Source organism: Pseudomonas fakonensis, assembly GCF_019139895.1.
GTDB classification, from domain to species: domain Bacteria; phylum Pseudomonadota; class Gammaproteobacteria; order Pseudomonadales; family Pseudomonadaceae; genus Aquipseudomonas; species Aquipseudomonas fakonensis.
The window spans coordinates 338,993-357,267 of sequence record NZ_CP077076.1 but is presented as its reverse complement, the minus strand read 5'-3'; the positions used below and the strand labels follow the sequence as shown (position 1 = coordinate 357,267).

General features: G+C 65.5%; 17 protein-coding genes. 4 read left to right on the top strand and 13 right to left on the bottom strand.

Annotation, left to right across the window (positions count from 1 at the left end; all coding sequences use genetic code 11):
• Positions 1-93: 93 nt before the first annotated feature.
• Complete coding sequence (locus tag KSS94_RS01515; RefSeq protein WP_217841354.1) at positions 94-2,373, bottom strand: TonB-dependent siderophore receptor; 2,280 nt, start codon at positions 2,371-2,373, stop codon at positions 94-96.
• 155 nt (positions 2,374-2,528) lie between these two features.
• Between KSS94_RS01515 and KSS94_RS01510 the strand changes: the two genes are divergently transcribed.
• Positions 2,529-3,248 (top strand): response regulator, encoded by a 720-nt coding sequence (locus KSS94_RS01510; protein WP_217841353.1) that lies wholly within the window; start codon positions 2,529-2,531, stop codon positions 3,246-3,248.
• A gap of 1 nt (position 3,249) precedes the next feature.
• Positions 3,250-4,632, top strand: coding sequence for an ATP-binding protein (locus tag KSS94_RS01505; protein ID WP_217841352.1), 1,383 nt, complete (start codon positions 3,250-3,252; stop codon positions 4,630-4,632).
• Between the two features lie 107 nt (positions 4,633-4,739).
• Here KSS94_RS01505 and KSS94_RS01500 read toward each other — a convergent pair whose 3' ends face one another.
• Positions 4,740-5,153, bottom strand: coding sequence for a type II toxin-antitoxin system HicB family antitoxin (locus KSS94_RS01500; protein WP_217841351.1), 414 nt, complete (start codon positions 5,151-5,153; stop codon positions 4,740-4,742).
• Positions 5,154-5,170: 17 nt separating this feature from the next.
• Positions 5,171-5,362 (bottom strand): type II toxin-antitoxin system HicA family toxin, encoded by a 192-nt coding sequence (locus KSS94_RS01495; RefSeq protein ID WP_217841350.1) that lies wholly within the window; start codon positions 5,360-5,362, stop codon positions 5,171-5,173.
• A 1,099-nt stretch (positions 5,363-6,461) separates the two neighbouring features.
• On the opposite strand from KSS94_RS01495, the gene KSS94_RS01490 reads away from it, so the two are divergent.
• Both KSS94_RS01490 and KSS94_RS01485 read left to right on the top strand, forming a co-directional pair.
• Complete coding sequence (locus tag KSS94_RS01490; protein ID WP_217841349.1) at positions 6,462-6,737, top strand: hypothetical protein; 276 nt, start codon at positions 6,462-6,464, stop codon at positions 6,735-6,737.
• 1 nt (position 6,738) lies between these two features.
• Positions 6,739-7,005 carry a DUF3077 domain-containing protein gene (locus tag KSS94_RS01485; protein WP_217841348.1) on the top strand — a complete coding sequence of 89 codons (267 nt, stop codon included), beginning with the start codon at positions 6,739-6,741 and terminating at the stop codon, positions 7,003-7,005.
• 233 nt (positions 7,006-7,238) lie between these two features.
• Here KSS94_RS01485 and KSS94_RS01480 read toward each other — a convergent pair whose 3' ends face one another.
• The 10 genes from KSS94_RS01480 to KSS94_RS01435 all read right to left on the bottom strand — a co-directional run bounded on the left by KSS94_RS01480 (position 7,239) and on the right by KSS94_RS01435 (position 18,271).
• Positions 7,239-7,676, bottom strand: a complete 438-nt coding sequence (locus KSS94_RS01480) for a hypothetical protein (protein WP_217841347.1) — start codon at positions 7,674-7,676, stop codon at positions 7,239-7,241.
• Between the two features lie 76 nt (positions 7,677-7,752).
• Positions 7,753-8,181 carry a hypothetical protein gene (locus KSS94_RS01475; RefSeq protein ID WP_217841346.1) on the bottom strand — a complete coding sequence of 143 codons (429 nt, stop codon included), beginning with the start codon at positions 8,179-8,181 and terminating at the stop codon, positions 7,753-7,755.
• A complete protein-coding gene (locus KSS94_RS01470; RefSeq protein WP_217841345.1) occupies positions 8,178-9,104 on the bottom strand; it encodes an NAD synthetase in 927 nt (308 codons plus the stop codon). The genes KSS94_RS01475 and KSS94_RS01470 overlap by 4 nt, the downstream gene beginning before the upstream one ends.
• A 41-nt stretch (positions 9,105-9,145) precedes the next feature.
• On the bottom strand, positions 9,146-9,559 hold the full coding sequence (locus tag KSS94_RS01465; RefSeq protein WP_217841344.1) for a hypothetical protein: 414 nt from the start codon (positions 9,557-9,559) through the stop codon (positions 9,146-9,148).
• A complete protein-coding gene (ssp4, locus tag KSS94_RS01460; RefSeq protein ID WP_217841343.1) occupies positions 9,556-10,458 on the bottom strand; it encodes an Ssp4 family T6SS effector in 903 nt (300 codons plus the stop codon). The genes KSS94_RS01465 and ssp4 overlap by 4 nt, the downstream gene beginning before the upstream one ends.
• Positions 10,459-10,590: 132 nt before the next feature.
• Positions 10,591-11,514 carry a type VI secretion system-associated lipoprotein TagQ gene (gene tagQ / locus KSS94_RS01455; protein ID WP_217841342.1) on the bottom strand — a complete coding sequence of 308 codons (924 nt, stop codon included), beginning with the start codon at positions 11,512-11,514 and terminating at the stop codon, positions 10,591-10,593.
• An 80-nt stretch (positions 11,515-11,594) separates the two neighbouring features.
• Positions 11,595-13,367, bottom strand: a complete 1,773-nt coding sequence (locus KSS94_RS01450; protein ID WP_217841341.1) for a formylglycine-generating enzyme family protein — start codon at positions 13,365-13,367, stop codon at positions 11,595-11,597.
• Positions 13,360-14,562, bottom strand: coding sequence for an FtsX-like permease family protein (locus KSS94_RS01445; protein WP_217841340.1), 1,203 nt, complete (start codon positions 14,560-14,562; stop codon positions 13,360-13,362). The genes KSS94_RS01450 and KSS94_RS01445 overlap by 8 nt, the downstream gene beginning before the upstream one ends.
• Positions 14,562-15,266 (bottom strand): ATP-binding cassette domain-containing protein, encoded by a 705-nt coding sequence (locus KSS94_RS01440; protein ID WP_217841339.1) that lies wholly within the window; start codon positions 15,264-15,266, stop codon positions 14,562-14,564. Before KSS94_RS01440 ends, KSS94_RS01445 begins: the two co-directional genes overlap by 1 nt.
• Entirely contained in the window at positions 15,266-18,271 is a 3,006-nt protein-coding gene (locus tag KSS94_RS01435) for a serine/threonine-protein kinase (protein WP_217843496.1), read from the bottom strand. Before KSS94_RS01435 ends, KSS94_RS01440 begins: the two co-directional genes overlap by 1 nt.
• Positions 18,272-18,275: the final 4 nt, after the last annotated feature.

The following is an 18,275-nucleotide window of genomic DNA, read 5'->3' as shown; positions in this document are numbered from 1 at the left end:
CGTTACAAATCAGTTGTCATGTAACGTATACGTGACTCGATCAAAAATCAACCAACCTCACAAGAAAAAGCCCGCATCAGCGGGCTTTTCTACTTAGAACGACGTGCTCACCGTCAACGCCAGGTTGCGCGGGTCGCCGTAGATCGCCCCCGCATAGAACCCGTAACGGGTGTAGTAGTGCTTGTCGAACAAGTTGTTGGCGTTGAGGGTGACGGCGGTATCGTCGGTCACCTGGTACTTGGCCATGGCATTCCAGATCGCATAACCGGACCAGTTCACATCCGTCGAGCTGCGGCTGACCCCGTTGGTCGGCTGGCCGGCCGGGCTGGACAGCGCGCGGATGTTGCTCTGCGCGGTCACCCCGGCACCCAGGGTCAGGCGCTCCAGCGGGCCGGACAGACGGTAGGTGGTCGAGGCCTTGAACAGGTGCGACGGGTCGCTGCGGCCATCGCTGTCCACACGGCGGAAGTGCAGGTAGGTGTAGCCGGCGTAGACATTCCAGTTCGGCGTCAGCGCGCCCGCCACTTCAAGGTCGATACCGTCGGTTTCCTGGCCGGAACCTGCCTTGTAGGCATCGCCGCCGGTCGGCGTCGACAGGCCGTCGGCCAGCACCGCCTTGTTCTCCTGCTTGGTCAGGAAGTACGCCGCCGATGCGTTCAGGCGGCCATCGAACCAGGCGCCCTTGATACCGCTTTCGTAGCTCTGGCCACGAATCGGCTCGACCCGGCCGCCGCTGACGGTTTCCTGGGTCTGCGGGTTGAAGATGTCGGTGTAGCTGGCATACAGCGAGTAGGTGTCGTTGAGGTCGTAGACCGCGCCCAGGTAAGGCGTGACGATGCCGTTGTTCTGCTGGTTGGTACGGGTGCCGTCCAGGGCCAGGGTGGTGGCTGAGTAATCGGTCACCCGCGCGCCGAGGATCACCGACAGCGGGTCGGTGATGCTCAGGCGGGTGGCGGCGTACATGCCCTGCAGGCGGGTGGTGGTCTTGGTGTGGCGACCGGTCTGCGAGGTCAGCAGCTGGTAGTCCTCATCCACGCCATTGCCCCAATCGCTGATCGGCAGGCCATTGTTGGCGCGGAACTGGCAACCACGGGCACCGGCGCGGCTGATGCCGTCGCCGATCATGGTGCAGTTGTATTCCGGCGACCAGGCCACGGTGCGGCTGTCGTTGTAGCCGACCATCGCCTGGTGGCTGCGACCGAACAGCTCGAACGGCCCGGACAGGTCGATCTGCGCCGACTGCTGGGTGGTATCGACCGAGCTGTGCAGGCCGTTGAGCACCGCGCCGCTGCCATCCTGGTTCCAATAGCCGCCGTAGTTGCCGCCCGAGGTCGAGTTGACCTTGGCCAGGCCACGGTGGTTGAGCACCTCGCTGGTGCTCTGGGCCACTTTCAGGTCCAGGCTCCAGTCGTTGTCGAAGCGGTGCGCCAGCGAGCCGAATGCGGTGCGAGTGATGTACTCGCCAAAGCTCCAGCTCGGCGCCACGTTGCTGCTGCGCGGCAGGTCGGTCTTGCTGCCGTCGCCGTACCAGATCGGAATGTTGGCACCCCAGCCAGCACCGACCACCTTGTTGTACTCGTACTGGTAACCGGCGCCCAGAGTAGTGGCGTCGTCCAGGTCGAACTCGAAGTTGGCCAGCGCTGCGCGGGAGCGGTTGGACTGGTTGTCGCGGAACGAGTTGGCGTCTTCCTGGGTCATCACGAAGCGCGAACGCAGGCGGCCGTCCTCGGACAGCGGCAGGTTCAGGTCAGCGCCCAGGCGGCGCTTGTCCCAGCTGCCGTAGGTGGCGTAGGCGCTGCCGCCGAAGGTGCGGGTAGGCGCCTTGCGGATCAGGTTGACGGTGGCCGACGGGTCGCCGGTGCCGCCCAGCAGGCCGTTGGCGCCCCGCACGATGTCAATGCGCTCGTACAGGTCCATGTTCAGCGCGTTGCCGCCGCTGTTGAAGTCCGAACCACCCTGGAACTGCAGGCCGTCCACCTTCCAGTTGCTCACCGAGTAACCCCGGGCGCGGAAGTCGGTACGCCCGCCCACCTCGCTCTTGCTGACGCTGACGCCGGGCGTGGTTTCCAGCGCCTGCTCGATGTTCTGCACACCGCGGTCGTCCATCTGCTGGCGGGTGATGGTGGTCACCGACTGCGGGGTCTGCCGTGGGGTCAGCTTCAGGCCCGTGGAGCTGCGGGTGCTCTCGACGGTGTAGCCGATTTGCCCGGCATCGTCGGCCACCGGTAGCGCGCTGCTGTCGATGTTGGTCGCGTCCAGCACCAACGCCTGGCCATCGGCGGCCATGGCAGTACCGGAAAGCCCGAAGGCGACGAAGAAGGCAAGCGGGGTGAGGCGGCTGCCGCCTCGGGTCATGCAGAATGCGTCGTTCATGATGTGCTGGCGTACCGTTTGGGAAGACTTCGTATTTGCAGATGATTTTTTGTTACGATTCTAGGCATCCGCCTTCTGCGCTCCATGCCCGGCATGTACGGGCATGTAATAGGACGTAACCAGCGCACAAGCTCTCCTCTACAGGTACATCAGTAATGAGCATGACCCTGCTGGTCGTCGACGATGACGACGAGATCCGCGAACTTCTTTGTGAATACCTCACCGAAGCCGGTTACAACGTGCTGGCGGCCGCCGACGGCGAGCAGATGCGCGAACAGCTGGCGCGCTTGAAGGTCGACCTGGTGGTGCTCGACCTGATGCTGCCCGGTGAAGATGGCCTGAGCCTGTGCCGCCAGTTGCAGGCGGTGCCGGGCCTTGCGGTAATCATGCTGTCGGCCAAGGGCAGTACCCTGGACCGCATCATCGGCCTGGAGGTGGGCGCCGACGACTACCTGGCCAAACCCTTCGAGCCGCGCGAGCTGATCGCCCGGATCAAGGCCGTGCTGCGCCGCCCGCAGCGCCTGGAGGCCCAAACCGAGGAAAGCGACGCCGAACCCCACCTGTTCGCAGGTTTTCGCCTGGACCCGGTCAAGCGCCTGCTCACCCACCCCGACGGCCAGGCCCTGACCCTGCCACGCTCCGACTACCGGGTGCTGCGCGAGCTGCTGGAGGCCAACAACCGCGTGGTGTCCCGCGATCACCTCACGCGCAGCGCGTTCGGCCGCGACCACCTGCCCGACGACCGCTCGGTAGACATGTGCATCAGTCGCCTGCGCCAGCAACTGCGCCGCGCACCGGGTAACGCCGCGCAGATTCTCACCATCCGCAACGAGGGCTACCTGCTGAGCCTCAGCCGCGAAGCGTCGGGGGCCTGAGGTGCGCCTGCTGCGCCGGTTGTGGCCACGCACGCTGTTCGGCCAGTTGCTGCTGATCATGGTCAGCGGCACCCTGGTGATCCAGCTGATGTCCAGCAGCATCTGGTTCGATGTGCGCTTTGCCCAGGTGCTGGAGGCACCGGTGCGCCTGATCGCCGCGCGCAGCGCCCCGCTGATCGCCCAGGCGCAATGCCACGCCGGCACCTTGCAGGTGCCGCGCCACTATCAGCTGCGCTGCGCCGAGTCGCTGCCCGAGGCACAGCACGACGAGCGCCGTGGCCGGCGGCGCATCGAGCTGCTGCTGCACCAGGCGCTGGCCTACGAGCTGGGCCGCGACCCGCAGGTGCGCCTGCTCAAGGTGCAGCTCACCGACGAGTTGGGCCAGCCCATCGTCTGGCGCAGCCTGTTCGGCCTGCGCACCGCCCAGGCCCATATCGAGTTTGCCGTGCCCCTGGCCGATGGCCACTGGCTGACCATCGACGGGCAAGAGCTGCAAGGCTGGAGCGGCGAATCGGCCTGGGTGCTGATCAGTGACTACCTGTTGCGGGTGTACGCCCTGCGCATTGTCGCCGTGCTGCTGGTGTGCCTGGTGGCAGTACGCCTGTGCCTGCGCCCGGTGCGCCGCCTGGCCGAAGCCGCCAGAGGCCTTGGCCGCAACCTCGAGCAGGCGCCGCTGCCGCTGGATGGCCCCGAGGAAGTGCGCCACGCCGCCCTGGCCTTCAATGCCATGCAGCAGCGGCTGATCGCCATGGTCAACGACAAGGCCTACTTCCTTGCCGCCGTGTCCCACGACCTGCGCACCCCGCTGACCCGCATGCGCCTGCGCCTGGAGCGGCTGGAGGACGGCGAACACAAGGAACGGCTACGCCAGAACATCGCACAGATGGACGGCATGATCGGCCAGGTACTGGATTACCTGCGTGCCGGCGAGCAGCAGAACCTGCAGGAAGTAGACCTCGACCGCCTGGTGGCGCGCCTGTGCGCCGACCTTGCCAGCAGCGATGAGCCACTGCCGGTGCACGGCCACGCCGGCAAGGTGCGGGTGGATGCCTTGTTGATGCAGCGTTGCCTGCAGAACCTGCTGGTCAACGCGCTGCGCTATGGCCGCGAGGTGTCAGTCACGCTGGAAACGGCGATCACCGGTGTTTACATCCACATCGACGACCGTGGCCCCGGCATCGCGCCGGCCTTGCTGGCCACCGTCACCGACCCGTTCGTACGCGGCGAAAATTCACGCAACCAGGCCTCCGGCGGCTACGGCCTGGGCCTGAGCATCGCCCAGCGCATTGCTGCCAGCCATGGCGGTGAGCTGGTGCTGAACAACCGTGAAGGCGGCGGCCTGCGGGCCAGCGTGCTGCTGCCCAAAGGCGGCCCCGCCGGCTGAACATCCCGCCTCCTTCAGCCCGGCGCCATACCTGTAGGAGCCGGCTTGCCGGCGATGAGGCCAGCCCAGGCAACCCAAAGCAGCACCCCAAAAGGCGCTCAACCCGCCTACTTGCAATCCCCCTGCAAAATCCGCAACGCCGCCTCGGCCAAAAACCCCGACCGGCTCTTGTGCTCGGGGTGGTTCTGCACATAGCTGTCGATACGGGTCAGCAGATACGCCGGCAGGGTGATGTTGAGCTTCTCGGCCTTGCCCAGGTAGCGGGTGATATCGATATCGATCAGCGCCCAGGTGCAGCCGGCGTAGTCAGGGTTGGCCGCATGCACGGTCACGGTGCTGGCCTTGGGGATCTCCTGCTGGTCCTGGGCCAGCAGTTCGAGGTGGCCCTCGATGGCCTCGCGGGCCATGGCGATGGCATGGTCGAGGTCTTCACCGGCCGAGAAGCAGCCGGGAATGTCCGGTACTTCAACGCCCCAGGCGTGCTGGTCGTCGCCGGCAAGGATGGCGATGGGAAACAACATGGCAGTGGTTCTCCTGGTCAGCTGGCGTAACCGATGCGCGCCTGGCGCAGGATGCTGGCCGCAGTGGCGGCCAGCAGGTCCTTTTTCGGGTGCGGGATGGTCACCAGCCCGGGCTTGTGGCGGTGCTTGAAGTGGTGGTGGCTACCCTTGGAACGCACCAGGTACCAACCATCGGCCTCGATCACCGAAATCATTTCGCGGCTGTTCATTAACCCTGTCCTTGGGTTGTACGCAGCGGTGGTTAGTATAACCACCACAAGCTATCTATCAACACTATACCCACCGAAGCGACGAATGGGCGGCTCGTGGGAAATTATGGTCAGGGTGGTGGATTGGGCCGGGGAGATGTGATGCGGGATCTTGCGGGCGAGCTACCTGGGCGCAAATACGATTTCAAGGCATGTATCTGCAAGCCTTGATCCAATCTCAAGACATGCACCAGGCGGGCAACCATGGCCTGACAGGCATGGCCACGTTGCAACAAATGTGGGAGCGGGCTTGCCCGCGAAGCGCCGCGCGGGCGGCGCTCGATCTTGAGAGCGCTGCAAGGCTTTCGGCGGACACCTTGCAGCCCTCATGCGGTCGAGGTAGCCATGGTTCAGGTAATCTCAGGGGTGTGCCTGGCCCCTGTATCCAAGCAGTACCGAGGCATGTAACTGCATGCTTTGAAAATCCAGCCGGTCTGGATGGGCATGTATTGAGATTGCATCAGGGCATACAGACGCATGTCTTGAAATTGCATCAAGGCATACAAGTGCCCGGCGAAAGCCTTGCAGCGCCCTCAAGATCGAGCGCCGCCCGCGCGGCGCTTCGCGGGCAAGCCCGCTCCCACAGTTTATTTCGGGCCAATTACTCCTGCGAAAGTACCGGTGTCCGCCTTGGTGCATGTCTTGCCAGGGCATCAGGGCTGACAGGTGCATGCCTTCAGATCGCATCGAGGCATCCAGGTGCATGGCCTGAAACCGCTGGGGCGCCAGCTTCAAATCTGTACGACATTTCCGAACCTGCTACCAAATGCTTCGAGATCGAGCAGCTTCAGACCTATCCTACGCGCGACTCAGAAGCTTCACCGTTGCCGGTCTTTCACCTCGGGAATAACGTCCTCGGGTCGCCATCAGGTGACCGGGCGTGAGAACCCGTCGGGAATCCTTCAGCGGCTGAGTCGTCATGGCAGCCGTGCGCGGGCAGGCTTTGCCTGGCCGAGTTTTCCAAGGTTCCCTCGGTTTCTCACCCCACGCACGGCTGCCACCCTCTACCCGTGAGAAGGTCGACGTGGCAGCTCCTTGAAGCGAACCTTGGAGCTGCATCATGAAAAAAATCGTCCCCGACCCACCCCTGGGCAAACTCCCCCTCACCCCCTTCTTCACCGTCCGCACCGACATGTACCCGCCCGATGCCCTCATGCACCTCAACGAGCTGCTGCGCGGCGTCTCGGAAACCATCGACGAACACTGCCGCAACCACGCAGGCGAACCGGGCTTGAGCATGCTCGCCAACGCCGCCCACGCCACCGATATCGCCCGGGCGTTAGGCGAGCACGTGCTGGGCCGCCTGGACATGACCCTGTTCAGAAGCGAGGCATGACATGGCCGAACCCACCGCCGTAACCGCCGGCGTCGAAACCCTGCTGGAGGCCGGCAACCCGCCGCTGCCGCTACTACGGGTGATGCCCGGCATCCCCATCGACGATGCTTACGAACAGGTGTCGATTTTGCTGGGCTACATCAAGCACCTGATCCGCGAAGGCGATGCCGAGGATGACCACAAACTGCTGGGCGCCGCAGACTACCTCAGCGCCCTGGCCAAGGCGCTGATGAACGATATCGAGATCGCCCGCAACCGGCGCCACTGAGCGCCAACCCCAGCGCGGGGCGAGCCCGCACCCACGGGGACAGCACAGCATTCAGGCTGGCGCAGTCCTGTAGGAGCGGCCTTGTGCCGCGAAAGGCCTGCATGGCAGGCCCGGCAATCTTGCATGATGCGCAAATCCCGGGCCCGCTACGCGCGCCTTTCGCGGCGCAAGGCCGCTCCTACAGGGTACTGCATCACCCGTGCGCCCCATGCTCCGCCAACTACCTCCTCAAATCAGCGCCCGCGCTGCCGAATGACCTTGGGGCGCTTGGCCACAGCTACCCGGTCGGCTTTACGCTTTTGCCGATACTCGAAAAGCTGCACACACATCTCTCGGTATTTTCTGCTGCTGAGCACTAGAAGCGTGCTCAACCCAGCGAACAGAGCGCTTGAATAGATAAACAAGTGCGGCCGGTAACTGTAGGTTGGCAATACGATGATGATGCTGCACACACAAAACAGCGCGACCAGCCAGGCGCCCCAATTGCGTCCTCTCACCACAGCGGCATGCGCTGTGACAAGAATGATGATCAGCGTGAAGAAGCTGACGGGAAATACCGTCTCTCGTGTACAGGTCCAGCAGTAGGTGTGCCACACCAACCAAAAGGTCGCCGCAAAAGCGTAGAGCGATAAAAAGTTCGCAGCTATGAAACTCGAGAGGTAGCGCTGCATGAACTCTTGAAACTCAGGGCCGCGATTCAACTGACCATTTCCTTGTAAAAGCCTTCATACCAACATCCGCATGTCACTATCGACGGCAACGGGCAGCCTGACGTCTTTGCCGATGCTCCGCCAACACCTGCTGCATTTCCCGATAGCGCCTGCTGTTCAGCAACAGCAATGTCCCCAAGGCAAACGCAACACTTGCGCTGAACAGAAACAGATGCGGGCGTTGCCCATAGGTCCCGATTACCAGCACCACACAGGCCACGCACATCGCCGCCACAATCCACGCCCCCCACCCCCGTCCACGCACTACCGCGCCATGGCCAAGCATGAAGACCACCAACAGCGCGACCAAGGTCGCGCGCATTTCATCCTTGCTCCCCGCCCTGAACCAGGTACCCCACACCAGCACGAAGCTCCACGCCACCGCCACCAGCGAGGTAAACCAGGTGCCTATGAAAACGCCAAAGTAGCGCCTGACGAATTCAGTGAACTCTGGACTGCGCCTCATTCCTTTATTTCCTCGTACAAACCAATTGCCAGGCCTTTGACTTCACTTAACCCGCGACGCACCAAGCCGCTCCCGACAAGCCCCAATACCCCGCCAGTGGCATCCTGGATACGTGTGGTAGTCACAGTGTTGACCTGGGTCGGCGTCATACGCTTGGGTAACGCCCCTGTCGCCTGCCTTAGCTTGAGCTGCCTGGCCGTCAGGGTGGGATGCTCAAGGGCGAGCAGTTCAGTGGCAAGCGCCTTGCGTTGCTGTCGGCTCAGTGCCTTGGTCAACTGGCGCCAGCTCTGGCCGGTGGCACGTTTGCGCGCCAGAATGAACTGCACCGTGCTCTTGGCGGTACTGACCACCCCCGCCAGCGCCACCACATCGAGCATCCAGGAGATATCGTTGTAGAAGTCATCCCCGTCCAGTGCATCATTGAGCGAAGGGTCGTACATCTCGAAACCTGTGCGCACTAACCCGATACCGCATTGCGCGGTGCCCGCCGCCGCCGCTGCATACCCCAGCACAGTCAGCACCAGGCTGGCGCCACCGGTAAAGGGCGCGGCCATGGTGCCGTTGACCATGACCAGCCAGCCCAGATAGGCGCTGCCACAGGCCAGGCCCATATTGAAGGCTTCCCACAGCACGCCAGACTCGCGCGGATCGGTTTCGATCTTGGCCTTGAACTGCTCCGGCGACAGATAGCGCGGGGTCTCGCGCAGGATCAGGCGTTTAGGCTGCAGGCTGCAGATCGGCTGGAACTCGCGCAGGGTGATGACGTTGTAATCGCTATCAATCCACACCACCCCCGCACCGACAATGCCTGGGTCGGCATCGACTGCCTTGAACAACTTCTGCGAGTCGATCAGCGCCAACAGGCGTTGGCGCGCCAGATATTGCGTGGTGTTGCCCAATGGGTTGGGCATGAATGCTGTCATAGGTATGTTTCCTTACAGATCTCAGGTTGCCTTCCAAGGCCTCACCGCTGCCGACGCAACTCCACCAACCGTCGGCGCATCTCCCGATGCCGCGCACTGTTGAACACCAGCAGCGCCAGCAACGCCAGCGCCACAACGATCGCCAACAACACTGCAGGCAGGCCGCTGCCGAACAGGCTCAGCGCCAGCAACAGGGAGACCCCCGGCACCGGCAACACCACCCACATCGCCCATGCATGACCACGAATCATCGCGAAGTGCCCGATGCACAGCGGCACGATCAGCGCAGCGCTGAAAATCAGGGTGTACAGCGGGTTGTCGGGGTGATTGAACCAGTGCTCATCCACCCACAAGACCAGCGATAACGCAGCCGCTACCACACAGATAAAAAAGCCCAACAGAAAGGTCGGGAAGTACTGGCGCATGAACCCTTGAAACTCGCCGGGCTTCATCATTCGAATTCCTCGTACAGCCCCACGGCAATGCTCTGCACCGAACCACTCCCGGCGAAGCCCAACGTTGCGCCGAGCGAGTCGCGCAGCAGGGTTTGCGTGGCATGGTTGATCTGCGCCGGGGTGTAGCGCTTGGTCAGGTTGCCTGCGGCCTGCTCCAGCTTGAGCTGCTTGGCAGTGAGGCTCGGGTGCTTGATCGACAGCAACTCGTCGGTCAGCGCCTTGCGCTGCTGGCGGCTGAGGCTCTTGGTCAGCTCCAGCCAGCTGCGGCCAGTAGAGGCTTTGTGCACTTGCAGGTACTTGAGAGTGGTCAGGCCCGAAGCGCCGACGCCCAGCAGCGATACGCCATCGAGCACCAGGGATGCGGTCTGGTACCACTGGCTGTTGTCCAGCGCGTCGTTGGCCGCCGGGTTGGTCACTTCGCGCACTGTGCGCATGATGCCGATGCCGCACTGGATGCTGCTGGCGGTCGCTGCGGCGCCACCAACGTAGGTCAGCACCAGGCTGGTACCCGCAGAAAAAGGCGCAGCGATGGTGCCGCTGAACACCACGAACCAGCCAATCACCGCACCGGCACAGGACAGCGTGGTGTTCACCGCCTCCTTCACCACCCGCGACTCACGCGGGTTGGTCTGCAACTGCTCGGTGTACTGGGCGGGGGTCTGGTACTTCTTGATCTCGCGCAGGATCACCCGCTTGGGGCGAATGCTGCAGATCGGCTGGAACTCGCGCAGGGTGATCACGTTGTATTCGGCGTCGATGTACACCACCCCGGCGCCGACGATACGCGGGTCGGCGTCGATGGCGGCGAACATCTGCGGCAGGTTGATCCGGGCCTGGATGCGCTGGCGGGCCAGGAACTGGGAACTGTTGGCCAGGGAATTGACCAGAAGGTCTGTCACAAGCAAATCCTCACACAATCCACGGCCTCCAGGGCTCGTAGGAGCGGGCTAGCCCTGCGATGGCATCAGTGGTTTCACCAACGCCATCGCGGGGCTAGCCCGCTCCCACGGCCACCGTGAGGCCTTAGATCATCAAACGTTCGGGCAAGGCACCGGTGCCCAGTCGCCCATGTCCGGGTTGCGGCACATGCCGTTCACCTGGTCGTTACCGGCCTTGGCCACCTGCTGCGCCTCAGCCTGCTTGGTGGTGGCGTTCTGCAGGGTCTTCTCGGTGGCCACGGCCTCCTGCGGCACGTTCTTGTTGACCTTGGCCGGCTGCACTTTCTGGGTTTTCTTCTTACCGGTGGTGGCAACCTTCGGCGGCTCGGCCACGGCCACCACCTCGGTGCGCTGCACGCCCACCTGCTTGAGGTCCTGCTCGTAGGCCTGGGTGTAGTTGTTCAGGTTCTCACCCAAACGGCCGTTGACCGCGGTCAGCAGCTTGTTCGACTCCTGCAGGCCCGAGACGATCTCGGCCAGGCGCTTGCGGCCCTCGGCATCGTTGATACGGCCCGACTTGCGGCCATCGATCAGGCTGGTGAACTCACGCTGGTAGCAAGCCTGGGAGGACTTGGCGTAGGCCGTGGTGCGGTCGACGTCGGCTGCGTTCTTGCTGATGTCGGTGGCGTACGAGGCGATGCGCTGCTTGTCGTCGGTGATCTGCTTCTGGCGCTCGGTGTAGTAGCCGGCAGCACCGCCCACCAAGGCGCCGCCCGCCGCGCCGATGGCGGCGTTGCGGCCGCGTTTTTCGTCATCCACCAGGGCGCCGGCCAGGGCGCCGCCGAGGGCACCGATCACCGCACCGGTGGCCACCGAGCGGGTCATGTCGCCGTCGGTGCTGCGCAGGTGCTGCACCGGCTCGTAGCAGTTGGGGTAGTACTCGACCTTGGTGGTGGCGCCTACCTTGGAGGCCGGCGAGCTGGCACAGCCGGCCAGCAGCACGGTGCTGAAACCTGCGGCCAGCAGCAGTGCGGTACGGGCCTGGGAGGCATTGATCAGGGGTTTGCGGGTGAACATGGTCAGGTTCTCTCTTGGGTTTGTCGATGGCCGGGGGCACAAGGCCGCCCGGTGTTCCTTTCAGTTGAAACTGTCTGTCCCTAGGGGCGCGGGGCTGCCGATGCCAGCAGCTCCTTGAGGATCGTCGCCGGGTCGGCCCGCCGGCTTTGGCGGTACTCCCCGACATGGCGGACGAACAGGGTGGCGCGGGTTACCAGGCTGTTGCCCAGCACCGGCTTGCGGTTGAGTTCTTCACGCACGCGCTGGAACTGCGCCTGGATCACCGCATCGGTGTAGCGCGTGCCGCTGGCCAGGTTGTCGATGTAGATCGCCACGGCGCCATCCAGCGCCGCGCGGCCATTGGCGATGGCGGCGCCGTACATGCGCGCGCTGGTCTGGTCGCCCGAAGCCTCGGCCTTGGCCTGGGTGTTCTTCAGGTTGGTCAGGCGGATGTTGTAGTTGTTGATGGTCTCGGCCACCAAGGCCGCCGACTGGATCAGGTTGCCGGCGGCCTCTTCACGCTGGCGGGCGATCAGCGACACGTTGCGCTTGAGCTCTTCGTTCACCACCCCAAGCTCGGCCTGCTGGCGCGGGTCGCTGGTGGCAGCAATGATGCTGTCCAGGCGCTTGGTCGGGTCTTGTGCGGCGTCGATATCGTCGGTCAGCCCGGCCAGACGGCCCTCCTTCTGCCACTGCTCGAACAGCTCCTGGTAGCGCGAGCGCGGCGCCGACAGGGCGCCGATGGCAATACGAAAACCGGTGGTCTCGTTGCGCTGTTCGGTGCCATCGCCGCCAAACAGCGGGTATTCACGGCGCATGCCGGTGAACAGCGTGCCCTCGCCTTCCAGGTAGTTGCCGCCCTTGACCACAAAGCCGCCGTAGGCGCCTTGCAGGCGCCCGGCGTTCACCAGCTGGAACGACTCCTGGACCATCTCGGCGGCGTTGCCGATCACATCGAACAACCCCAGCGGGTTGGGCTGCTTGGTACCGATCGGCATCAAGCGCGCCGCCTGCCCGGTGCCACCGGCCACCTGGTTGAACACCGCCCAGTCGGCCAGCGGCCCTTCGCTGTCGCTGCCCTCGACCTTGCGCGGGAACAACCGGCCTTCCAGTTCCTGGCGAGTGACCTGCGAGCCGCCACGGGCAGCGAACTCCCACTCCACCTCGGTGGGCAGGCGCACAAAGCCCACCCCGCCATCCTCGGCCTTGCTGCCCCGGCCACTGACCGGCAGCAGGTCGCGGTGGTACTTCATCAGCCAGGCGCTGTACACGGCGGCAAAACGCTCGGCCTCGAAGCGCGACAGCTTGACCTTGGGCAGGCGCCCGGCGGCGCTGGTTTCAGGCTGGCAGGCCGGCGCCGCGTCACCACTGGCCAGCGACTGCGCCTGGGCCATCACCTGAGCGTACTGGCGCGCGGTCACCTCGTACTTGCCGATGAAGTACATCATCGGTTTCAGTGGCGCGCCCTTGTCGAGCTTGGGCAGCGTCGGGCCAACCGCCTGCTGCCACTGCGCCGGCAAATCCTGCAGGCTGAACTGGCCGTTGATGAAATCGCGCCGGTAGCCGGAGATGAACGACTGCTTGTAGCCCGCCTCGCCTTCGCTGAACGGGTAGCCAAGGTTCACCTCGCGGTCGTCCAGGCTGCCCTGGGCCAGCACGTAGACGCTGCGCAGCACCAGTTCGCCGCCGCACGGCAACGGCAGGCTGACATCGCCCGGCAGGGGCTTGGGGTTGTCCAGCTTGCCGGCATCGACCGGCTGCGCGGCGGCCTGGGCTGCGGGCTTGGCCTTGTCGTCACCATCGGCCGGCGAGCAGGCCGCCAGGCCCAGGGCAGTTACAAGCAAGGCCGCAGCCTTGAAGCGGTTATCAGACATCACGAATTCCTTGGGCAGCGTCGATGCGCGAAACCCGCCAGCCACCCAGGGCGGCGGCGGTGGTGCTGGCCAGCAGCACGGCACCCAGCGCAACGAGGTAATGCACGGGCAGCAGGCGGCTGGCGAACTCGCCCGGCACCTGCATGAAAAGTCGGTTAAGGCCGTGTTCGGCCAGCAGGTACAACAGCCCTGCCACGGCGGCGGCCAGCAGGCCGCTGTACAGCGCCTGCACCATCACGAACAGCAGCAGTGCAGCGCTGCCAAACCCCAGCAGGCGCAGCACCGCAAGCTCACGCTGCTTGCGCTCCACCGCCGCCACCGCGCCGGCGGCGGTGGCCGCCACGGCGCCCGCAACCGCCAGCGCGGCGATGATCCAGAACACCAGGTCGAGGTTGCGGCTCAGCGACTGCACCTGGGCGATCTGCGCGGCCTGGGTCGATACCAGCAGCTTGCGTTCGGCAAAAAACCTGCGCAGCGGCTCCACGTCGGTGAGCTCGCGGGCGTACAGCCGGAACGCCGGGTACACGCGCCGGGTATCAGCGGCCACCTCGTCGCCCGGCCAGCCCAGCGCCGGCACCGCGCGGCCATCGCGGTAGTCTTCCACCGCCTCCAGCAGCGCCAGCGGGGCGAACAGCCCGTCACGCTCGAAGGCTGCCAGGGGCAGCACGGCGGTCACCTGCAAGCGGGTCTGGCGCCACTGCACCTGGCCGGCCTGCTGGCGGCTGAAGCTGGCCTGCACCTCGTCGCCGGCCTTGGCGCCGAGTTTTTCGGCGGTGGTAAAGCTCAGCACCACCTGTTGCACGCCTTCAGGCGGCGCCACGTGCAGCAGCAACGGGTCGCCCTTGGCGGTCGGCAGCATCTCCACGGTCACGCTGCGGCCCTGGGCCGGCATCAGCAGCTCGGCGGTGGCGGCAATCTGCCGGGTACGCGGTATGGCAAAAGCCACGCCCGGGCGCTGCGCCAGCTCCTCGATAAAGCCTGCGCTGAAGCGCCCACCGCCCAGCGGGATGACCTCGCGCACGCCCGGGTCGCGCTGCAAGCGCTCGGTCAGGCTGCCCACCAGGCCGAACTTCAGGCCAAACAGCACCAGCAACGGCGCGATCACCGCCACCAGCGCCAGCACGCCACAGGCCGACAGCCGCGCTTCGTTGCGGTAGTCCTGCCAGGCCAGGCTGGCGATCAGCAGCGGGCGCATCAGGCGGCCTGCTCCACAGTGGCGGTAACGCCGCCGTCGGCATCGCGCCGGCAGGCCATGCGCAACACCCGCAGCCCGGCGGCGCGGGCCAGTTGTTCATCGTGGGTGGCGATCACGCAGGTCACCTGGCGCTGGCCGGCTTCGTGCAACAGCAGCTGCATGACCCGCCCGGCGTTCACCGGGTCCAGCGCCGCCGTGGGCTCATCAGCCAGCAGCAGCGCCGGTGCGTGGGCCAGGGCGCGGGCGCAGCTGACCCGCTGGCGCTGGCCCAGCGATAACGCCGCAGGCTTTTTGCCCAGCTGGTCGTGCACATCCAGCGCCTGGGCCAGGCGCTCGACGCTGCCGTCGTCACTCAGCCCCAGCAACTGGCGCGGCAGGCGAATATTGCCGCGCACATCCAGAAAGCCCAGCAGCCCGCCGGCTTGCAGCACATAACCCAGCTGGCGGCTGCGCAGCGCGGCCAGGCGGTCGAGGGCGCGCTGGCGCCACAGCCCGGCGATATCCTCACCGCCCAGGGCAAAGCCCTCGGCGCTGTCCGGTGCCAGCACCAGCGCCAGCAAATCCAGCAGCGTGCTCTTGCCGCAGCCGCTCGGCCCCACCAGTGCCACCCGCTCACCGGCGGCCATGTGCAAGCGCTCCACCTGCAGGCTGTAACGCTGGGCACCCTGCCCACGCGTCTTGTGCACACCGCTCAGGTTGATCATCACGGCAGCGTCGACAGCGGCACACGGTACAAGGCGTCGCCCGGCTCGGCCTTGCCGAAGCGCACCCAGTTGGCCATGTCGTTGTGGAAGGTTTCGTACAGGCGGATCTTCGAGTCCAGCTCGTCGATGAAGTCCTCCTGCTCGGCCACCGACAGCGACAGCCACAAGTCCTGGGTCATGGCCAACGACTTGCTGCGGTACGGCAGGCCGTCCAGGTATTCGCCCAGCACCCCGCCCTGGGCCAGGTTGGCGCCTTTGCTCAAGGCGGCCGGGTCGCGGCTCATGTAGGCACTGGCGCTGGCGATTTCGTTGAAGAAGTCGCCCGGCGAGCTGCGGGTCTTGCGCGCGGCATCGACGATCAGCTTCAGCGACTGCTGCAGGTCGTTGAGCTGCAGCTTGGTCAGCATCACGCACACCTGCAGGGTGGGCAGCGCCGGGTTGGTCAGGTCGCGGTCGGCGGTCCAGGCGCTGACCAGCTGCGGCGCCTGGCTGGCGCCGTGGCGGCCAAGGAAGTCCATGTGCATGGCATAACCCACCGCCTGCGACTTGGCCGCCAGGGTTGCCCCGCTGGCCAGCAGCGGCACCGGTTGCGGCTGCTGGTTGCGCACCTGGTGCACCAGCTCTGCGAAGGTCGAGCCGATCTCGCGCACCCGCTCGCCGAAGGCGCCCACCTCGCCGCCCGGCACCCCCACGTACAGGTCGCCGATTTTCGGGTTGCTGTCGGCGGTGAGCACGCGGTACTGGCTTTCGGCGGCACCGTGGTTCTTCACCCCGGCCGGGGTGCGCAGGTGCAGGGCGTAGATCTTGATCTGCTTGCTCAGCGCGGCCTGGCGCACCTCGGCTTCGTTCATCTGGGTGCTGCTGAACGGGTCGTTCTTGCGCAAGGCGCCGGCATCGCTGACCAGCAGGATGATGCGCCCGCCAAAGCCCGACCAGTCCATGCCCTCTACCGCCTGCATCACACCGGCAAAGGCATCCTCGTTGAACGAGTGGCTGGACACTGTGGTGGCTTTCACCTGGCTCGCAGCCTTGAGGAAGCGCGCCGGGTCGCTGCCCTGCTCCAGGCTGACCAGGGTCTTGCTCAGGTACTCAAGGCCCGGGGTGCGCTTGACGTTGTTACGAAAACCCACCAAACCGAAGCTGACGCTGCCCAGCTCGCCACGGGCGGCCAGTTGCTGCTGCAACTCGCTGACCACATCGCGCACCCGGTCGATGTACGGCTGCATCGACACAGAGGTATCCACCACCAGCACGATGCCGGTGCGGAAGCTGTTGTCGCTGGCCGCCACCACGCCTGCAGCCTTCGGCGCGCTGTCGCGGGCGCTGCTGCCGGGGTCGATGGAGGCGATGTTGAGCAACTGCACCGGCTGGCCGTCGGCGTCGAAGCTTTCGCGGTAGTCGAAGATCGGCATCAGGTAGAACTGGTTCTGCGGCACGGCGCTGGCAGCCGGCTCCAGGGCCATCACCTGGGGCACCTGGTCGGGGTTGTTCTGCGCCTTGAGCAGGCTGTCGCGGGCATCGCTTACGTTGTCCAGCAGGCGCTGCACGTCGTCGGCCTGGCGCAGGAACATCACCGGCGAGCGGCCGGAGCGTTCGGTGAACTTGAGCACCAGGCTCTGCTTCCAGTCGCTGGTTTGCCCGGCCTTCAGCCAGCCGTCACGCTGGCCGTCGCTGGCCGCACCCACCTGCACCCAGGCCTGGCCGTCGACGTCCTTGCGCTGGTACACATACAGCACCGAAAACGCCGGCAGCGGTTCGCCCGAGGCATCGCCGGGCTGGGCCACCAGCTGCGCATCGGGCTTGCTCAGCACGCGCTGGAACAAGGTTTTCTTGCCCGGCATCAGCAGCGGTCGGCCGTCTTCGCTGGCTGCAACCGGCGGCGGCGCAACCGGCTCGACCGGGGTCTGTACCACCGGGGTTTGCGGTTCGGGGGTGTCGCTGCCGCTCAGCAACCAGAAGAACGCCCCGCCCAGGCCCAACGCAGCGGCGATGGCCACGGCCAGCACGGCCTTGGCCGGTTTGCTGGAGCCGGACTTTACCGGCGCGCTGGGCTTAGGTTCGGGCTGGGGTTCGGGTTGCCTGGCAGGCTCGGGCGCCGGCGCGGCTTGGGGAATGTCGATGGACACCGGGGTCAGCCCGCCCAGGTCCGGCACCGCAGGCGCCACGGGCGCGACCAGCGGCAACGGCTGGATCAGCGTGCTCAGGCTGTCCTCGGCTGGCAGCCGGTCCAGCGCGGCCAGCAATGCGGCGGCGTCTGCATAGCGCTCGTTGGGGTCCTTGGCCAGCAGCCCGCGCAGAATGTCCTGGTAGCGGCCATGCTCGATGGGCAGCTCCGGCAGCGGCTCGGTGAGGTGCGCCAGTGCCGTGGACAGCGCGTCGGTACCGTTGTACGGCAGCTTGCCGACGAGGATTTCATACAGCACCACGCCCAGCGCATACAGGTCGGCGCGCCCGTCGATCTCAAGGCCGCGCGCCTGCTCGGGGCTCATGTAGCTGGGGGTGCCCACGGCAAAGCCGGCCTGGGTGAACTGGGTGCGGTCATCCAGCGACTTGGCGATGCCGAAGTCCGACAGCACCGCGGTGCCGTCGGCGCGGAACAGGATGTTGGCGGGTTTGACGTCGCGGTGCACCAGGCCCTGGGCGTGGGCGTAGCCCAGCGCCTGGGCCATCTGGCGCACGTACACCAGGCCCTGCTCGGGCGTCAGGCCGGCGGCGATGCGCTCCTTCAGCGTGCCGCTGGGCAAGAACTCCATGGCCATGTAGTACAGCTCGCCGACATTGCCGATGTCGTGGATGGTGGCGATGTTCGGGTGTGCCAGGCGCGCCAGGGTGCGGCCTTCGCGCAAGAAGCGCTCGCAGAAGGTCGGGTCGGCGGCAAGGCTGGCCGCCATCACCTTCAGCGCCACCTTGCGCTCCAGCGAGCGCTGGGTGGCCAGGTACACGCTGGCCATGGCGCCCTGGCCAATCTCGCCGTCGATGTCAAAACCTGGGATCTGCATGTTCATGCTC

Excerpts from the sequence above, each read along its gene's own strand:
- KSS94_RS01515 (WP_217841354.1), bottom strand. The coding sequence starts at position 2,373 with ATGAACGACGCATTCTGCATGACCCGAGGCGGCAGCCGCCTCACCCCG.
- KSS94_RS01510 (WP_217841353.1), top strand. The coding sequence starts at position 2,529 with ATGAGCATGACCCTGCTGGTCGTCGACGATGACGACGAGATCCGCGAA.
- KSS94_RS01500 (WP_217841351.1), bottom strand. The coding sequence starts at position 5,153 with ATGTTGTTTCCCATCGCCATCCTTGCCGGCGACGACCAGCACGCCTGG.
- KSS94_RS01495 (WP_217841350.1), bottom strand. The coding sequence starts at position 5,362 with ATGAACAGCCGCGAAATGATTTCGGTGATCGAGGCCGATGGTTGGTAC.
- KSS94_RS01490 (WP_217841349.1), top strand. The coding sequence starts at position 6,462 with ATGAAAAAAATCGTCCCCGACCCACCCCTGGGCAAACTCCCCCTCACC.
- KSS94_RS01485 (WP_217841348.1), top strand. The coding sequence starts at position 6,739 with ATGGCCGAACCCACCGCCGTAACCGCCGGCGTCGAAACCCTGCTGGAG.
- KSS94_RS01480 (WP_217841347.1), bottom strand. The coding sequence starts at position 7,676 with ATGCAGCGCTACCTCTCGAGTTTCATAGCTGCGAACTTTTTATCGCTC.
- KSS94_RS01475 (WP_217841346.1), bottom strand. The coding sequence starts at position 8,181 with ATGAGGCGCAGTCCAGAGTTCACTGAATTCGTCAGGCGCTACTTTGGC.
- KSS94_RS01470 (WP_217841345.1), bottom strand. The coding sequence starts at position 9,104 with ATGACAGCATTCATGCCCAACCCATTGGGCAACACCACGCAATATCTG.
- KSS94_RS01465 (WP_217841344.1), bottom strand. The coding sequence starts at position 9,559 with ATGATGAAGCCCGGCGAGTTTCAAGGGTTCATGCGCCAGTACTTCCCG.
- tagQ (WP_217841342.1), bottom strand. The coding sequence starts at position 11,514 with ATGTTCACCCGCAAACCCCTGATCAATGCCTCCCAGGCCCGTACCGCA.
- KSS94_RS01450 (WP_217841341.1), bottom strand. The coding sequence starts at position 13,367 with ATGTCTGATAACCGCTTCAAGGCTGCGGCCTTGCTTGTAACTGCCCTG.
- KSS94_RS01445 (WP_217841340.1), bottom strand. The coding sequence starts at position 14,562 with ATGCGCCCGCTGCTGATCGCCAGCCTGGCCTGGCAGGACTACCGCAAC.
- KSS94_RS01440 (WP_217841339.1), bottom strand. The coding sequence starts at position 15,266 with ATGATCAACCTGAGCGGTGTGCACAAGACGCGTGGGCAGGGTGCCCAG.
- KSS94_RS01435 (WP_217843496.1), bottom strand. The coding sequence starts at position 18,271 with ATGAACATGCAGATCCCAGGTTTTGACATCGACGGCGAGATTGGCCAG.